Source organism: Micromonospora terminaliae (assembly GCF_009671205.1).
Lineage (GTDB): Bacteria > Actinomycetota > Actinomycetes > Mycobacteriales > Micromonosporaceae > Micromonospora > Micromonospora terminaliae.
Window position 1 is genome coordinate 610,899 of record NZ_CP045309.1, and the last position, 12,857, is coordinate 623,755.

At 70.7% G+C, this 12,857-nt stretch carries 13 protein-coding genes; 5 read left to right on the plus strand and 8 right to left on the minus strand.

Annotation, left to right across the window (positions count from 1 at the left end; genetic code table 11):
• Nucleotides 1-52: 52 nt before the first annotated feature.
• Both GCE86_RS02825 and GCE86_RS02830 read right to left on the minus strand, forming a co-directional pair.
• Nucleotides 53-445 carry a YciI family protein gene (locus GCE86_RS02825; RefSeq protein ID WP_204343299.1) on the minus strand — a complete coding sequence of 131 codons (393 nt, stop codon included), beginning with the start codon at nucleotides 443-445 and terminating at the stop codon, nucleotides 53-55.
• A 140-nt stretch (nucleotides 446-585) separates the two neighbouring features.
• Nucleotides 586-1,098, minus strand: a complete 513-nt coding sequence (locus GCE86_RS02830; RefSeq protein WP_154225452.1) for a hypothetical protein — start codon at nucleotides 1,096-1,098, stop codon at nucleotides 586-588.
• 439 nt (nucleotides 1,099-1,537) lie between these two features.
• Between GCE86_RS02830 and GCE86_RS02835 the strand changes: the two genes are divergently transcribed.
• The gene (locus GCE86_RS02835; protein ID WP_154225453.1) at nucleotides 1,538-1,735 is read left to right on the plus strand and encodes a hypothetical protein; all 198 of its coding nucleotides are present in this window, start codon (nucleotides 1,538-1,540) and stop codon (nucleotides 1,733-1,735) included.
• A 56-nt stretch (nucleotides 1,736-1,791) separates the two neighbouring features.
• On the opposite strand, the gene GCE86_RS02840 is transcribed toward GCE86_RS02835, so the two are convergent.
• The gene (locus tag GCE86_RS02840) at nucleotides 1,792-1,983 is read right to left on the minus strand and encodes a hypothetical protein (protein ID WP_154225454.1); all 192 of its coding nucleotides are present in this window, start codon (nucleotides 1,981-1,983) and stop codon (nucleotides 1,792-1,794) included.
• A gap of 316 nt (nucleotides 1,984-2,299) precedes the next feature.
• On the opposite strand from GCE86_RS02840, the gene GCE86_RS31535 reads away from it, so the two are divergent.
• On the plus strand, nucleotides 2,300-2,473 hold the full coding sequence (locus GCE86_RS31535) for a hypothetical protein (RefSeq protein ID WP_167537020.1): 174 nt from the start codon (nucleotides 2,300-2,302) through the stop codon (nucleotides 2,471-2,473).
• Nucleotides 2,474-2,508: 35 nt separating this feature from the next.
• Here the strand turns inward: GCE86_RS31535 and GCE86_RS02845 are convergent, their stop codons facing one another.
• The 4 genes from GCE86_RS02845 to GCE86_RS02860 are packed head-to-tail and all read right to left on the minus strand — an operon-like array spanning nucleotide 2,509 to nucleotide 7,931.
• Nucleotides 2,509-4,719, minus strand: a complete 2,211-nt coding sequence (locus tag GCE86_RS02845; RefSeq protein WP_154225455.1) for an alpha-galactosidase — start codon at nucleotides 4,717-4,719, stop codon at nucleotides 2,509-2,511.
• Nucleotides 4,716-5,627 (minus strand): carbohydrate ABC transporter permease, encoded by a 912-nt coding sequence (locus GCE86_RS02850; protein ID WP_154225456.1) that lies wholly within the window; start codon nucleotides 5,625-5,627, stop codon nucleotides 4,716-4,718. Before GCE86_RS02850 ends, GCE86_RS02845 begins: the two co-directional genes overlap by 4 nt.
• Nucleotides 5,624-6,580: a carbohydrate ABC transporter permease gene (locus GCE86_RS02855; RefSeq protein ID WP_154225457.1), complete on the minus strand. Its 957-nt coding sequence runs from the start codon at nucleotides 6,578-6,580 to the stop codon at nucleotides 5,624-5,626. The genes GCE86_RS02850 and GCE86_RS02855 overlap by 4 nt, the downstream gene beginning before the upstream one ends.
• Before the next feature lie 22 nt (nucleotides 6,581-6,602).
• A complete protein-coding gene (locus tag GCE86_RS02860; protein ID WP_154225458.1) occupies nucleotides 6,603-7,931 on the minus strand; it encodes an ABC transporter substrate-binding protein in 1,329 nt (442 codons plus the stop codon).
• A gap of 279 nt (nucleotides 7,932-8,210) precedes the next feature.
• On the opposite strand from GCE86_RS02860, the gene GCE86_RS02865 reads away from it, so the two are divergent.
• The 3 genes from GCE86_RS02865 to GCE86_RS02875 all read left to right on the plus strand — a co-directional run bounded on the left by GCE86_RS02865 (nucleotide 8,211) and on the right by GCE86_RS02875 (nucleotide 12,144).
• Nucleotides 8,211-10,280, plus strand: coding sequence for a beta-galactosidase (locus GCE86_RS02865; protein WP_154225459.1), 2,070 nt, complete (start codon nucleotides 8,211-8,213; stop codon nucleotides 10,278-10,280).
• 27 nt (nucleotides 10,281-10,307) lie between these two features.
• Nucleotides 10,308-11,084, plus strand: coding sequence for a DeoR/GlpR family DNA-binding transcription regulator (locus GCE86_RS02870; RefSeq protein ID WP_154225460.1), 777 nt, complete (start codon nucleotides 10,308-10,310; stop codon nucleotides 11,082-11,084).
• 106 nt (nucleotides 11,085-11,190) lie between these two features.
• Entirely contained in the window at nucleotides 11,191-12,144 is a 954-nt protein-coding gene (locus GCE86_RS02875; protein ID WP_154230304.1) for a sporulation protein, read from the plus strand.
• Between the two features lie 62 nt (nucleotides 12,145-12,206).
• Here the strand turns inward: GCE86_RS02875 and GCE86_RS02880 are convergent, their stop codons facing one another.
• On the minus strand, nucleotides 12,207-12,584 hold the full coding sequence (locus GCE86_RS02880) for a hypothetical protein (protein ID WP_154225461.1): 378 nt from the start codon (nucleotides 12,582-12,584) through the stop codon (nucleotides 12,207-12,209).
• Nucleotides 12,585-12,857: the final 273 nt, after the last annotated feature.

A 12,857-nucleotide genomic window follows, 5' to 3' on the forward strand; every position in this document is an offset into this window, starting at 1 on the left:
GCGCGAGTTCGCGCAGCAGGTCCTCGACGGTGTGGTCCGGTACGCCCAGGGGTCACAGCTCCTGCGACGGCGCCGACATGACGGGGTGCACCTCGATCGGCATGTTCAGCGGACGCCCACCCGGGCCGGGCGCGGTGGAGATGTGCGCCGCGATCTCCACGGCCCGCTGCGGGGTCTCACAGTCCACGATCCACCAGCCGGCCAGGAACTCCTTGGTCTCCGCGAACGGCCCCTCGGTGACCACCGGCGCGCCGTTCTCGCCGGCCCGGACGATCCGCGCCTGCTGCGGACCGCCCAGTCCCTCGCCCTGCACGAACTCCCCGTCGGCGACGAGCTTCGCGTTGACGTCCCCCATGAAACCGATGTGCGCCCGGATCTCCTCCGGCGTCCAGGTGTCGATCGAAGGGAAGTCGGTCCCGGCGGCGCTGAACTGCATCAGCAGCATGTACTTCACGATTCGCTCCTCACGCCCGAGCACCGATTCTCGGTGCTTCCACCCTCCGGTAGAAGCTGCCACCCCGCTTCTCGACATCCGTTGGGAAGAATCTCAGAAAATCCGCCGGCGGGAATGATCGGTTGCCGGGCTCAGTACGGCAGGTCGATGCCCCGGCGGCGGGCGAACTCGCGGTGGGCGGTGATGATCGCGTCGAGCCAGCGGGCGAGCATCTCGTCGGCCCGGTGCACCCGGGCCATGCGAACCTCGAAGTACTCGCGGTCGTAGTGATAGGCGAGGTCGACGTCGGGCTGCGCGGCGAGCGCTGCCTCGAGCGGGTCGCCGGGGTCGGACTCGGGGCTGGGCGGGACGTAGTTGGGCTGGACGAGCAACCCGACTTCGTCGTCGAAGCTCAACCCCCAGTTCAGGCCGTCGGAGGTGCCGACCGACAGTTGCGCGCAGAGGTCGGCGCGGGTGACGGTGAGGGGCCCCTGCCCACCGCAGTCCTCAATCATCGTCAGGACCGCCGGGAGACGGTCGAGGACCGCAGTGACGGCTGCACAGGTGGCGAGCTGGTCGCCGAAGTACGAGACCCTGGGCAGGCCAGCGGCGCCGCCCACGGGCTCGACATCGGGCACCGCGTAGGCGGGCAGGGAAGGGGCCACGTGTCCACTATTCCCTACAACCCGAGGGATGCGCCGGTGCCCGGTGTGGACGGTGAGGACCGATTGCCCTGGTTGGTGCGCGACGCTCAGGACGACGGTCGGCCTCAAAAGGCACGTGACGCGATTCGGGTCGGGTATCCTTTCCAAGTCCCGCCGCCGGTTGCAACCGGCCGTGGGGCACAGGGCCTGGCTTCCCTAAATGCGAGTGCAAGTTTTAGAAGCTGGAAACCCTGGGGTAGGAGTCGCCGACGGACGCCTGCCTATATAACCCTATACGGTTCTCAAGGTGGTCAAAGCGATACCCGGGGTGCTCTGAAGGCGCCCAGCAACACCTGAGATCTTGCTCAGTCGGTGCAGGAACTCAGCTTCACCAGTCGTTGCGTACTGGTTGAGCTGAGCCCTGCGCGCCTCGCTCGACCAGAGTGAGGGTTAGGGAATCGTGGGGCTCTCGATCCTTGAGCCTGTTCTAGCTGCGGGGCCTTGGGCGCTGATCGTGATCGCGCTGGTCTACGCCCTGCCGAGGCTGATCGTCGCCCTGGTGGCGTTGTTCAAGATCCCGCCGGACCGGCTGCCCGCTGTGCTGAAGGCGCTCGGGGAACTCTTCCGCATCGGGTCATGGTTCCGCCGTGCGCCCTGACCAGTGGACGGAGGTTTGCGGCAGCCGGGTGTGGTGACTCTGGTTGCTGCGCCCGGTCAGTCCTCGTCGGCTGGGCCGGGACGGTTCTTGGTGATCCAGGCGCGCACGGCTTTGCCGTCCCAGACGCGGCCCATCTTCAGGTTGGCGAGGGGATCAGGGAATCCCTTGCGGCCAACGATGATCGTGGCGCGCTGTTTGCTGATCCCGCCAAGCAGATCACGGATCTCATCCAGCCCAAGCAACTCCACAAGCCGAAGGTATGGCCCAAGGGTATTGCTTGATGCACTACAGGGTCAGGCAACCCCCTTAGGGGTTCCCCTCGTACAACCCTACGTGATCCGATGGGCTGATGACGGACCATGGACCTGTGCTGCCTGTCTGGACGTGTGCGGGGTGTGGGTCGCCTTGGCCCTGTCCCACGCGCCGCCGTGAGCTGCTCGCCGAGTACGACCGCGCTCCGGTGTCCCTGTCCATCTACATGGCTTCACACCTGGTGTCCGCGGCGCAGGACATGGGCTGGGCTCCCGCTGGCGCTCTGCATCGCAGGTTCCTCGGGTGGCTGCCATGAGCCGGATCAACCCCGGTGACGAGAAGTTCCACTACTCCGACAACTCGCACAGGTGGATACCGCCGGACCACGACTTCCCTCAGGAGGTGTGGGACGAGATGGTCCGGCAGCACAAGGACCAGCACCTCCGGCCACCGAAGCGACGCCGGGTCGCGCGCCGTTCGATCTGACCACGCGCCCGGCTCCCACCACGAGCACCAGACCGTCAGCCGACGGCCGTGACCTCCAGCAGCAACGCCTGCTCGGGGTGCAGGGCGGGCAGTTGCACGCCGACCGAGCCGAGCACCGACCCGCTCAGCGTCAACCCGCCGTCCGAGGCCAGCCAGGGCGGTGGCAGCAGCTCCAGCACGGCGGGCTCCGGCACCCCGGCCGGCGGCCGCACCCGGTAGCGCCGCGCCGGGTCCAACCCGGGCAGCCGCACCACGCCCGGCACCTGTGTCGCCGAGGTGGCCAGCCGGGAGACCGCGTACACGGCGTGGGAGCCGTCGTGGGCGACCACGCCGTGGGCCTGGACCGCCGGGTCCGGGTGGTCGACCCGGACCACCCGGCCGCTGTGCAGCAGCGGGCGGAGCCGCTTGTGCAGCGCCACCCAGGCGGCGAGTTCGGCCCGCTCGGCCGCGCCGATCCCGCTGATGTCCCACTCGATGCCGTGGTGGCCGAAGAGCGCCGTGACCGCCCGGAAGCCCAGGTCGTGGACCCGGTGGGTGGTGTGCGAGCGCTCCGGGCCGATGTGGGTGCCGATCAGCTCGGGCGGGAGCAGCAGGCCGGTCCAGCGCTGGATCGACAGCCGCTCCAGGGCGTCGTTGCAGTCGCTGGCCCAGACCCGGTCGGTGCGGCGCAGGATCTCCAGGTCGACGCGGGCGCCGCCCGAGGAGCAGCTCTCGATCTCGACCTGCGGATGGCGGGCGCGCAGGTCGTCGAGCAACCGGTAGACGGCGAGAGTCTGCGCGTGCACGCCCGGCCGGCCGCCGTGCCCGGCCTCGGTGAGGTCCCGGTTGTGGTCCCACTTCAGGTACGCGATGCCGTCGTGCTCGCTCAGCACCGCGTCCAGGCGGCCGAGCAGGTGGGCGTACGCGTCCGGGTGCGCCAGGTCGAGCACCTGCTGGTGCCGCCACTCCGGGGGCAGCCGGCCGGGCGCCTGGAGCACCCACTCCGGGTGGGCCCGGAACAGGTCCGAGTCCGGGTTGACCATCTCCGGCTCGACCCACAGCCCGAACTGCATGCCGTGCTTGCGCACGTGGTCGATGAGCGGTTGCAGCCCGCCCGGCCAGACCTCCTCGTCCACCCACCAGTCGCCGAGACCGGCGCGGTCGTGCCGCCGGCCGCGGAACCAGCCGTCGTCGAGCACGAAGCGTTCCACGCCCACCTCGGCGGCGCGGTCGGCGAGGCCCTTCAGCCGGTCGAGCTCGTGGTCGAAGTAGACCGCCTCCCACACGTTCAACGTCACCGGGCGCGGGCCGCGCGGGTGCTCCGGGCGGGCCCGCAGGTGGGTGTGCAGCACGTCGCTGAGCCCGTCCAGCCCGTCGGCCGAGTGCACCGCGTAAAGCAGGGGAGTGGCGTACTCCTCGCCGGGGCCGAGCAGCAGCTCGCCGGGGGCGAGCAGTTCACCGCCGCCCAGCGTGGCCTCGCCGGTCGGCCGGCGCTCGGCGACCGTCACGTGGTCGCCGCTCCACGCCGTGTGCACGGCCCACACCTCGCCGTGCCCGAAGCCGAACCCGGGTGTGCCGGCGACCAGCAGCAGGGTGGCGTCGTGGCCGGTCCGGCCGTGCCGTCCCTCGCGCACCCAGGCGCCCATCGGCCACGGGTGCCGCTGCGGCGCGCGTTCCCGGCACCAGCGGCCGGTCAGGTCGAGCAGTTCGGTGGCGACCGCCGGCACCGGCAGCACCGGCGTCAGCTCGCGTACCTCGTAGGGCCGGTCGCCGTCGTTGCGCAGCCGGTGCCGCACGGTGAGCAGCCCCGCGGCGGTCAGGGTGGTCTCGATGGTCAGCGACAGCCCGGCGCCGGGGTCCGCGGCCCGCACGGTCACCCGCGCGGCACCGGCCCCGTCGCGGTCCCGCTCCTCCCCGGGTACGCGGACAGCCTCCCCGCCCCCGGCCACGCGGCCCGGTGCCGGGGCGTCGTCGGCCACGTCCACCCCCGCGAGGCGGAACGCGGTCGACCAGTCCCGGCCGTCCCGGTGCCCGGCCAGGCCGGGGCGGCCGCTCCACCCGGCGCTCGGCTCGGGCAGCAGCGACAGCACGGTCGGGGCGTCGAAGCTGCTCGGCACCACCGGCGGGACGGTGGCGTCGACCAGCGCGGGCAGGTCGTCGGCGGGCAGCGGACCGAGGTCGGCGCCCCAGTGCACGATCCGGGGCAGGCCGGGACCGCGCGCGTCGAGCACCAGGCTGGTCCGCGCGCGGCGCAGGTGAACGATCATCCCTTGGAAGCTCCCAGGGTGAGGCCCCGGACGAACTGCTTCTGCAGGAGGAAGAAGATCACCAGGGTGGGGATGGCGACCAGCACGGAGCCGGCCGAGACCAGGTTGTTGTCGGTGAAGAACTCGCCGCGCAGGTTGTTCAGCGAGCTGGTCACCGGGAACTTGTCGCCGGTGCGCATGAGCACGGTGGCCCAGAAGAACTCGTTGTAGATCCAGGTCACCTCCAGCGTCGCCAGCGCCGCCAGGGCCGGCCGGCACAGCGGCATGGTCACCTGCCAGTACTGCCGCCAGACGCTGGCGCCGTCCACCATGGCCGCCTCGTACAGCTCGTGGGGCAGGGCCTTCATGTAGTTGCTCAGCACGAAGACGCAGAAGCCGCACTGGAAGGCGACGTTGACCAGGATCAGCCCCCAGTAGCTGTCGTAGAGCAGCTCCGAGTCGCTCAGGAAGGCCGGCAGCGGGATCTCGGTGAACATCCGGAACAGCGGGATGAGCAGGGCCTGCTGCGGCAGCAGGTTCGCCGCGGTGAAGAGGCCGAGCAGGGCGATGTTGAACTTCCAGCTGAACCGGGCGATCACGAACGCCACGCAGGAGGCGAGGAAGAGCGTCAGCAGCACGGCCGGGACCGTGATGTAGACCGAGTTGAGGAAGTGCTTGCCGAACTCGGCGGTCCGCCAGGCGGTGACGTAGTTGTCGAGGGTCCAGCCGCCGAGCGAGACGTAGCCGTGGGTGGCCGTGTACTCGTACGAGCGCAGCGAGGTCAGCAGCGCCCAGAGGATCGGGAAGAGCCAGCCGACCGCCACCGCGGCGAGGAAGACGTGCAGGACCACCCGGGCGGGCCGCAGCGGCCGGCGACGGGCGTGCGGCACCGCGGTGTCGGGGTCACGGGTCAGGGTCGCGCTGCTCATCGCCGGTCCTCCCGCATCACGGTGAACAGGTAGAGGGTGATGAAGACCAGGGAGACGACCAGCATGATCGTCGCCAGGGCCGAGCCGAAGCCGATCCGGCTGGCCTCGCCCACGACGTTGGCGGTGACCAGGGCCGAGATCAGTTCCAGCCCGTTGCGCCCCTTGTTGATGACCCAGACCAGGTCGAACGCGCGCAGCGACTCGATCACCGTCACCACCAGCACGATGATGTTGATGGGGCGCAGCACCGGAAAGACGACCCGGAAGAAGGTGCTGACCTCCGACGAGCCGTCGACGGCCGCGGCCTCGCGCAGGGACGGGTCGACGCCCTTCAGGCCGGCCAGGTAGAGCAGCATGATGTAGCCGACGTGCCGCCAGCCGGCCGCGAACAGCACGGCCCAGATGTTGACGTTCGGGTCGCCGTACCAGTCGGTCTGCGTGCCGAGCAGCGCGTTGAGCAGGCCCTGGTCGCGGCTGTAGATGAGCTGCCAGACAAAGCCGATCAGCGCCAGCGAGAGCACGACCGGCAGGTAGAGCGCGGTCTGGTAGAACCGGCCGCCGCGCAGTTCCTTGTCGAGCAGCACGGCGAGGAACATCCCGAACGGGGTGGCCACCACGAAGAGGGCGGCCAGCCAGAGCAGATTGTTCTGGATCGCCGGCCCGAACGGCGGGTAGATGTTCACCACGTCGTCGTAGTTCTTGAGGCCGACCCAGTCGATGTCGGCGAGCGGACCGATGCCGTCCCAGTTGGTGCCGGAGAGCGCCACGGTGGCCAGCGCCGGTAGCCAGACCAGGGCCACCACGAGCAGCAGCGGCACGAGCACCATCAGCGTGATCACCACGCGGTCGGTGCCGGACAGGAGCCGTAGCCGGCGGCCGCGACCACGCGTGGCGGTGGTCGCGGCCGGTGGCGGCACGGCGCGGTCCGCTTGGACCAGGGGCAGGTCGGACACGATGTCCTCCCCCTTTCCGCCGTCAGCTGGTGAAGATGGACTTCTTCTGGTTCTCGATGCTGGTGAGCAGGCCGCTGATGTCCTTCGGGTCCTTGATGAACTGCTGCAGCGCCGGGATCATCACGGTCGAGGCGAAGTCCGGCCGGGTGTCCCGGTCGAGGAACTGGGCGATCTCGGTGGCGGACCCGACCAGCTCGGCGGCCTTCTTCTTCAGCGCGGTGTAGCCACTGGTGTCGCCGCCGCTGTTGGCCACCAGGGTGCCGGGGTCGCCCTTCACCATGACGTTCGCGGCGTCGACGCCGCCGATGTACTCCAGCAGCTTCTTGGCGTTGGCCTCGGACTTCGGCTTCCGGGCCATCATGTAGCCGTCGATCGGCGCGTCCAGGGCCTTGGCCCCGATGGTCGAGTCGATCTCCGGGAAGGTGAAGAAGTCGATGTCGTCCTGCTCGTTCTCGTTGAACTGCTGGGCGACGAAGAGGCCGAGCAGGTACATGCCGCTCTTCTTCTGCTGCAGCGACTGGGCCGCCTCCTGCCAGGTCCGGCCCAGGGCGTCCGGCTGGTGCAGCGGCAGCAGCCCGGCCCAGGTGTCGAAGACCTTCTTCACCTTGTCGGAGGTCCACGCCTCCTTGCCGGCCATCAGGTCGACGTGGAACTGGTAGCCGTTGATCCGCAGGTTGAGGATGTCGAAGGTGCCCATCGCCGGCCAGCCGTCCTTGTCGGCGAAGGCGATCGGGTTGAGGCCGTCCTTCTTCATCTGCGCGCCGAGCCGGTTGAACTCGTCGAGCGTCTTCGGCACCTGGTAGCCACGCTGCTGCCACACCGACTTGCGGTAGAAGACGGCCCACGGGTAGTAGGAGGCCGGCACGAAGTACTGCTTGCCGTCGTCGCCGGTCGACGCCTTCTTGAACGCGTCGGAGAACCCGGAGAGCTTGCCCCAGACGTCGCTGACGTCGCCGGCCAGGCCCTTCGCGGCGAAGAACCGCATCCGGTAGCCGGCGAACCACGTGAAGACGTCGTCCGGCTTGCCCTGCAGGTAGTTGTTGATGTTCTCCTGGAACGTGTTGTGGTCGACCGTGTTGATGTTGACGGTGACCCCCGACTTGCTCTGGAAGCCGGACGCCAGCTTGGCGAGGACGTCCTTCGGCGTCGGGTCCGAGGCGTTCGAGCCGACGGACACGGTCTTCGAGCCGGCGCCCGAGTCGGAGTCGGATCCGCAGCCGGCGAGCAGTCCCGTGCCGAGCAGCGCGCCCGCGCCGGCCGCGCCGGCCAGCAGCGAGCGGCGGTTCAGGCCGGCGACGGACGGGGGTACGAGTCGGGCGAGGTACTCGGCTTGCGAGCGGGGACGGGACATTGTGCCTCCTGCGTTGAAGAGGTGCGCTGCGCCCAAGGGCCGTGATGACTGGCGGGGATAGGTGTTCGTGCCGGCCGGCGTAGATCCATCGCGAACCCACATGTCCGAACACAAACAGCCGGTGGCGGTTGAAGCTACCCCTTGGTTCGGTGCTGTCAAGAGGCCAGAAGGACAGCGATAACCCAGTTGTGACACGGGGAAGCGATGGTAAACGTTGGAATTTCTGTCGATGTTGGAAAGTGTTGACTTGGGTGCCGTTCGGGGGCACCCTCTGCTCTCATGCGGAACTGGCACGGCGAGCGGATCTGGTACGGCGCGGACTACAACCCGGAGCAGTGGCCCGAGGAGACCTGGGCCGAGGACGTCGAGCTGATGCGCCGCGCCGGGGTCAATCTGGTCTCGGTCGGGATCTTCTCCTGGGCCCTGCTGGAACCCGCTCCCGGCCGCTTCGAGTTCGGCTGGCTGGACCGGGCGCTGGAGCTGCTGCACGACGGCGGGATCAGCGTCGACCTGGCCACCGCCACCGCCAGCCCGCCGCCGTGGCTGGCCCACCGGCACCCGGAGACGCTGCCGCGCCGCGCCGACGGCACGATCCTCTGGCCGGGCGGGCGGCAGGCCTACTGCCCCAGCTCGCCGGTGTTCCGGGAGCGCTCGCTCGCCCTCGTCGAGGCCGTCGCCGGCCGGTACGCCGACCACCCGGCCGTCGTCATGTGGCACGTCTCCAACGAGCTGGGCTGCCACAACGTGCACTGCTACTGCGACGTCAGCGCCGAGGCGTTCCGCGGCTGGCTGCGCGAACGCTACGGCGACCTGGACGCGCTCAACGCCGCCTGGGGCACCGCGTTCTGGAGCCAGCGCTACCACGACTGGGCCGAGGTCAACCCGCCGCGCAGCGCACCCACCTTCGCCAACCCCACCCAGCAGCTGGACTTCCTGCGCTTCTCCTCCGACGAGCAGCGCGCCCAGCTGCGCGCCGAGCGCGAGGTGCTGACCCGGCTCACCACCCAGCCGGTCACCACGAACTTCATGATCGGCACCGGCATCAAGTACCTCGACTACCACTCCTGGGCCGCCGACGTGGACCTGGTCGCCAACGACCACTACCTCACGGCCGCCGACCCGCAACCGCACCTCGGCCTGGCGCTGGCCGCCGACCACACCCGCGGTGTCGCGGGCGGTGGCCCGTGGCTGCTCATGGAGCACTCCACCAGCGCGGTGAACTGGCAGCCGCGCAACGTCGCCAAGACCCCCGGCCAGTTGCGCCGCAACAGCCTCGCCCACGTGGCGCGCGGCGCCGACGGGGTGCTGTTCTTCCAGTGGCGGGCCTCGCGGGCGGGTGCGGAGAAGTTCCACTCCGCGCTGGTCCCGCACGCCGGCCCGGAGACCAAGGTGTTCCGCGAGGTCTGCCGGCTCGGCGCCGACCTTGAGGCCCTCGCCGAGGTGGGCGGCAGCCGGGTCGACGCCGACGTGGCGATCCTCTTCGACTACGAGGCCTGGTGGGGCGCCGAGCTCGACTCCCACCCCAGCGTCGACGTCACCTACACCGACCGGCTCACCGCGCTGCACGGCGCGCTCTGGCGTGCCGGCGTCACCGCCGACGTGGTGCACCCGTCCACCGACCTGTCCCGCTACCGGCTGGTCCTGGTGCCCACCCTCTACCTGGTCCGCGAGGCCGACGCCGACGCGCTGCGCCGCTACGTCGAGGCCGGCGGGACCGCACTGGTCACCTACTTCAGCGGCATCGTCGACGAGCACGACCACATCCGGCTCGGCGGCTACCCGGGCGCCTTCCGCGACCTGCTCGGCGTACGCACCGAGGAGTTCTTCCCGCTCCGGGCGGGCGAGTCGGTCCGCCTCGACGACGGCGCCACCGCCGCCGTGTGGACCGAGTGGCTGCACGCCGAGGACGCCGAGGTGCTCGCCGCGTACGCCGACGGGCCGCTGCCCGGGGTGCCGGCGCTGACCCGGCGGGCGGTGGGCGCGGGAGCGGCCTGGTACCTGGGCACGCGGCTCGACGAGGCCGCCACCGACGGGCTTGTCGCGCGGCTGCTCGCCGAGGCGGGCGTCCACCCGCCGGCGACCGCGCCCGCGGGGGTGGAGGTGGTCCGCCGGCGCACGGCCGACCGGAGCTGGCTTTTCGTCATCAACCACACCGACGCCGAGGTCCGGCTGGCGGTCACCGGCGCCGAACTGCTCGCCGGCGGCTGGTGCGACGGCGAGCTGGTCGTCCCGGCGGGGGAGGTGGCAGTCGTCCGCGAGACGTCCGGCGGCGCCGGCGACCGGGCCCTGCCGTCCGGGCCGCCGGACGCCGGTGCGCCCGCGGTGCACCGGACGACCGACGCGGTCTGACGTTTCCTGCCGCACGAAGGGAGTTCGATGCTCGCCCAGCAACGGCAGAGCGCCATCCTGGAGCTGATCCGCCAGAGCGGCGGCGTCCGGGTCAGCCACCTGGTCAGCCGCTTCGGGGTGTCGGACATGACCATCCGGCGGGACCTGGAGGTGCTCGCCGAGCGGGGCCTGGTCGACAAGGTCCACGGGGGAGCGACGCTGGCCGGTCCCGGCTCGGCCGAGGAGCCGGGCTTCGCGGCCAAGTCCATCCGGCAGCAGGCCGAGAAGCGGGCGATCGTCGAACGGGCCGCCGGCCTGGTCGAGCCCGGCATGGCCATCGCACTGTCCGCCGGCACCACCACCGCCGCCCTGGCCGCGCGGCTGGCCGACGTGCGGGGGCTGACCGTGGTCACCAACTCGATCCCGGTCGCCGACGCCCTCTACCAGAATCCGCGCGCCGACCAGACGGTCGTGCTCACCGGCGGCATCCGCACGCCCTCGGACGCGCTGACCGGGCCGGTGGCCGAGGCGGCCATCGCCGCGCTCAACGTCGACCTGCTCTTCCTGGGCGTGCACGGGATGAGCCCGCGCACCGGGTTCACCACCCCGAACCTGCTGGAGGCGGCCGTCAACCGGCGGCTGATCGGCGCGGCCCGGCGGCTCGTGGTGCTCGCCGACCACACCAAGTGGGAGACCATCGGCATCGCCACCATCGCCCCGCTGGAGGACGCCGACCTGCTCATCACCGACGGCGGGCTGCCGCCGGAGGGGCGCCGGCAGATCGGCGAGCAGGTCGGTGAGCTGATCGTGGTCGACGTCGACTGACACCCGGCCGGCTTTCAGGCACTTCACAGCGGCCCAGGTTAGGGTCCCCTCCGTGGCCCTGCGCGCCTCCACGATGGAGCGCGCCGACGGTGGAAGCGGAGTGGCGATGGTCTTCAAGAAGATGCTGAGCGCGTTCGGCGTGGGCGGCCCGAGCGTCGACACGGTGCTGACCAACCCCAACACCCGGCCGGGCCTGACCCTGGACGGGCACGTGAACCTGGTCGGCGGCGACGCGCCGGCGAGCATCGAGCAGATCACCGTCGGCCTGGTCACCCGGGTCGAGATCGAGAGCGGCGACACCGAGTACGCGGGCGTCATGGAGTTCCACCGGATGCCGGTGAGCGGCCCGCTGCAGCTGGCCCCGAAGCAGCAGCTGTCCATCCCGTTCCAGCTCCCGGTGCCGTGGGAGACCCCGGTCACCGACGTCTACGGCCAGCGGCTGCACGGCATGACCATGGGCCTGCGTACCGAGCTGGCGGTGGCGCGGGCCGTGGACAAGTCCGACCTGGACCAGGTGGCGGTGCACCCGCTGCCGATCCACGAGCGCATCCTCGACGCGTTCCAGGCGCTCGGCTTCCGCTTCAAGCACGCCGACCTGGAGCGCGGCCACATCCGCGGGGTGCAGCAGACGCTGCCCTTCTATCAGGAGATCGAGTTCTTCGCCGCGCCGCAGTACGCCCAGGTCACCACCGAGGTCGAGCTGACGTTCGTCACGAGCCAGCACGGCGTCGAGGTGATCCTGGAGTGCGACAAGCGCGGCGGTTTCCTCACCCCCGGGCACGACGCCTTCGGCCGCTACTCCGTCCCGCACAGCGACGCCGGCCGCACCGACTGGGTGCAGGTGGTCGACGGCTGGCTGCGGGAGACCACGTCGCGCTACGGCAACCTGCGCGCGCACGGCTTCGGCGCCCCGCACGGGCACCACGGTCACCGCGGCTCGGGCATGGGCGGCATGGTGGCGGGCGCCGCGCTCGGCGTGGCGGGCGGCCTGGTCGCCGGTGAACTGATCGAGGACGCCTTCGAGGGGGACTTCGGGGACTTCGGCGACTTCGGCGAGTGACGGCACACGACGATGCCCCCGGGTGAACCCCGGGGGCATCGTCGTCTCAGGTGTGGCTCCGGTCAGTGCCGTGCCTTGCGCTCCTCACCGCTGCGGAAGTTGCTTCCGGCCTTGGCCAGACCGCGGCTACCGAGGTAACCGATGGTCAGCAGCGTGATGAAGAACCAGGCCTGCGGCGCGCGGAAGATGTCCACGCCCACCGAGTTCTTACCGACCAGGAAGGACGCCACCAGCACGGCCGCCACGGACGCGACATAGACCCAGAATTCGGTCGTCGCGAACGACGGCTTGGTCTCCGTACCGGGCGACTGGATCGCCTGCCGCTGACCGTCGTGCATCATCGGCATCGGGCGCGTCGGCGTCTCCTGCATGCCGGCCCGGTTGGACATGTCCTGTGCCGGCCGGTTCATCGGCCGGGCGGATGCAGCCTGCGTGCTCATCTGTCCTCCTCAGGATGTGATGAGTCGTTCTCTGCATACCTCCCGCCCCGCTGCCGCAGGTCGGCCACGGCGCGGTTCGCGCACTGTGGCGGGGGCACCCTCCGTCTACCCCCCGCCCCGGAGCGGTAACGCCGTATCCCGGCCGAACAGGAGCACCCGCCGGAGGCCACGCTCGTCCGCGCCGGCAACCGGACATCCGGGCACGGACCGGGGCACCGGCCGACCCCGATCGTGGCGCCGGAGCGCCGGTTTCAGCGGCCGGGCGGCGGGCAC